The sequence below is a fragment of the Planctomycetota bacterium genome (assembly GCA_026387035.1).
In the GTDB taxonomy this organism is placed as follows: domain Bacteria; phylum Planctomycetota; class Phycisphaerae; order FEN-1346; family FEN-1346; genus JAPLMM01.
The window spans coordinates 1-2,759 of record JAPLMM010000272.1; the positions used below are offsets into that span (position 1 = coordinate 1).

At 67.2% G+C, this 2,759-nt stretch carries 4 protein-coding genes; 2 read left to right on the forward strand and 2 right to left on the reverse strand.

The window, feature by feature from the left end:
- On the reverse strand, window positions 1-285 hold a 285-nt coding region (locus NTX40_10600), incomplete at its 3' end, for a hypothetical protein (protein MCX5649523.1).
- Between the two features lie 217 nt (window positions 286-502).
- On the opposite strand from NTX40_10600, the gene NTX40_10605 reads away from it, so the two are divergent.
- Both NTX40_10605 and NTX40_10610 read left to right on the forward strand, forming a co-directional pair.
- Window positions 503-781: a hypothetical protein gene (locus NTX40_10605; GenBank protein ID MCX5649524.1), complete on the forward strand. Its 279-nt coding sequence runs from the start codon at window positions 503-505 to the stop codon at window positions 779-781.
- Window positions 778-1,098: a hypothetical protein gene (locus NTX40_10610; GenBank protein ID MCX5649525.1), complete on the forward strand. Its 321-nt coding sequence runs from the start codon at window positions 778-780 to the stop codon at window positions 1,096-1,098. The genes NTX40_10605 and NTX40_10610 overlap by 4 nt, the downstream gene beginning before the upstream one ends.
- Window positions 1,099-1,340: 242 nt before the next feature.
- Here the strand turns inward: NTX40_10610 and NTX40_10615 are convergent, their stop codons facing one another.
- The gene (locus tag NTX40_10615) at window positions 1,341-2,630 is read right to left on the reverse strand and encodes a PQQ-binding-like beta-propeller repeat protein (GenBank protein ID MCX5649526.1); all 1,290 of its coding nucleotides are present in this window, start codon (window positions 2,628-2,630) and stop codon (window positions 1,341-1,343) included.
- Window positions 2,631-2,759 lie beyond the last annotated feature (129 nt).

A 2,759-nucleotide genomic window follows, 5' to 3' on the forward strand; every position in this document is an offset into this window, starting at 1 on the left:
GTTCGGACCGTCCTTGCCGATGAACTGCCTCCAGGCGTCCGGCTGCGTGGGATCGGCCGAGAGGTCCAGCCGCCAGAGGCCCATATCCTCGGTCCCGATCCAGAGGGCTTCGTCGGCGGCGCAGAGGGCCGTGATAAACTTGCCGGGGCGGTCAAAAACCTTCCAGTCTTCCGATGCGGGTTGGGATTGGGTCGCGGCAAAACCGGAGACAATCAGAAAAACTACGATGCCGACAGACGCCAGCCGCCACGCGAACCGGCTCCGCCGCTCGACTTGGCGAGCCATGTGCATCCCCCCCCACGTGATGGAACGTGGTGGATATGTCTGCCCGGCGGTCAGATGGCTCTGACCTTCGGTCACAGTCTGGAAGTATCCCCCACGGCCCGAACGATGTCAAGAAAAATCCGAGATGTGTCGCTCAGGAAATTCCTGGGGTGGCGCGGCGGAAAAGGGGCGCGAGTTCGTAAAGAAAGGACGGCGAAGTGGCCGAAGAGTGTCTTGGATGAGGAACCAGGCAAGGGCGAACGAGGCCATGGAAACACCGAAGGGTTTGGCGGGAGGCGGGGAAGAGGCGTCGCCGATCGGCGAGCGGGAGTGGGGGCTCGTGCGGGAGGCGGCGGGGCGTCGGCGGAAGGTGAATCGAGCGGCGCGGGTGGCGCGGAGTTCGGCCATCACGACGCTGGCGATCGGCCTGGCAGCGTTGCCGTTCGTCGTGGTGAGCCCGAGTCTCAGCGGCCTGGTGGTCGTGGCGGGGGTGATCGCGGTCCACTGGCGGGGGTGATTCTGTTCTACTGTCTGTTGGAGATGGCGTCGTTTTCGGCGGAGGGGGTGAAGTCGGCGGCGATTTCGCCGGAGGTGCGGTCGCAGTTGACCTCGATGCCGGACATGGCGCGCCAGATCGACGCGCTCATCGAGACGTGGGCGCCGTACGCGGTGTACGGGTTCTATTCGGTCCTGATCGTGGTGAGCGTGCTGGCGCAGGGCGCGATGGCGTTTTACTATTTCACTCGCCGCAAACACGTCGAGTCGTTCAACCGGAACACGCCGGAGTGGATTCGCAGGATGTTCGTTGAAGTGATGGAGGCGCGCGCCCAGTAAACTGGGCGGCGAACCAGGCGCGCGGCACACTGCGAACGGCCAGCGCCCCGCAAGCGGGGCGGCGAACCAGGCGCGCGGGGCGGGAGAAGCACTGGCGGGTCCCGGCGCGCCGGGACCAGTGGCACCCGGCGAGCGGCGCGCGGGCGGCTGAACGGCACAATACGCGCCGCGCAAGCGCGGCGGCTAAATGTGGCGCGGGGCGGCGAACCAGGCGCGCGGCAAGTGTACGGCGCGCGGGGGCGCTACGGGCGAACGATGCAGAAGAGGCGGTCGGGGGTGCGGATGAAGAGTCGGCCGGCGGCGACGGCGATGGCGGAGCGGCACTCTTTGCCGCCGAAGTCGGCGCGGTGGAGGACCTTGAAGTCGTCGGCGGCGAGGACGACGACTTCGCCGTCCATGCTGATGCAGTAGATTTTGCCGTCGGCGACGGTGGGGGAGGCCTGAAAGACAGCGGCGTCCTTGATGCGCTCGCGTCGGAGGATTTGGCCGCCGGCGGGATCGACGCGAAGGATGTAGCGGCTGTCGCCGTCGAGGACAAGGAACTTTCCGTCGTACACCGCGGGGGTGCAGACGTCGGGGGCGTTCTTGTCGATGGACCAGGCCCAGGCGTTGGCGACGGGCCGGCCGTCGGGTCCGATCGTCAGGCCGTGCGACTTGGTGTTGCGTGGAGCGGCGACGAAGACCGTCTCACCGGCGGCGACGGCCGAGGCGACGGTGCGGAACAGGATATGCTTTTGGGGATCGTAGGAAGGTGAACGCCAGAGTTCCTCGCCGGTGGCGGGGTCGTGGGCGGTGACGTAATCGGCGCCGGTGAGGAGAATCTGGGCGCGTCCGGCGACATGGAAAGGAACGGGGGTGGTATAGGCCTGCTTGGCCTCGGTGTCGGCGTCGCTCGGACGGCGGTGTTTCCAGAGGTCCTTTCCGGTGGCGGGGTCGATACAGAGGAGATAAGAGATGCCCATTTGTCCTGCGCTTTCGCGTCCGTGGATGACGGGGACGTAGAGGCGTCCGGCGAAGAGGAGCGGGCTGGAGGCGTAGCCGAACTTGATCTCAAACGGACCGTGGTCGCGTGCGATGTTGCGCCGCCAGAGGGGTTTGCCGGCAAAGTCGAAGGCCGCCAGGTCGCCCGTGCCGAAGTAGAAGTAGGCGCGGTCGGCGTCGGCGATGGGGGAAGGGGAGGCGGCGGTGTTGCCTCGGGCGAAGTTTGTGCCGTCGCCGATTTCGTGTTGCCAGAGGATGGAGCCGTCGGCCACGGAGAGGCAGAGGGCGAAGGTCTTTTTGGATGCGGGGGCCTGGGCGGTCGCGAAGACGCGGTCGCCCCAGACGGCAGGCGTCGAGGCGCCGATGCCGGGGAGGCGAGCGGTCCAGACGCAGTTTTCGGTGGGGCTGAACTTTTCGGGGAGGTTGGTTTCGGTGGTGGAGCCGTTGAAGAACGGTCCGCGCCACTGGGGCCAGTTTTCGGCGCGGGCGGCGGCGGAGGCGAGGGCGAGGAAGGCGGCGGCGAGGCCGGCGGCCCGCTGAAGTTTCATCATCCCCTGCCCTTTCGAACTGTTGTACGAGCGAGGCCGGGCGAACGGCACAATACGCGCCCGCCCCTCCTTCGCCCTCCGGGCTACGGCGGGCAAGCAAGGCGGGCGGCTAAATGTGAACGCCGCGCGCTA

What these genes read in the sequence shown, in the direction of transcription:
- NTX40_10605 (MCX5649524.1), top strand. Translation starts at nt 503, where the DNA reads ATGAGGAACCAGGCAAGGGCGAACGAGGCCATGGAAACACCGAAGGGT.
- NTX40_10615 (MCX5649526.1), bottom strand. Translation starts at nt 2,630, where the DNA reads ATGATGAAACTTCAGCGGGCCGCCGGCCTCGCCGCCGCCTTCCTCGCC.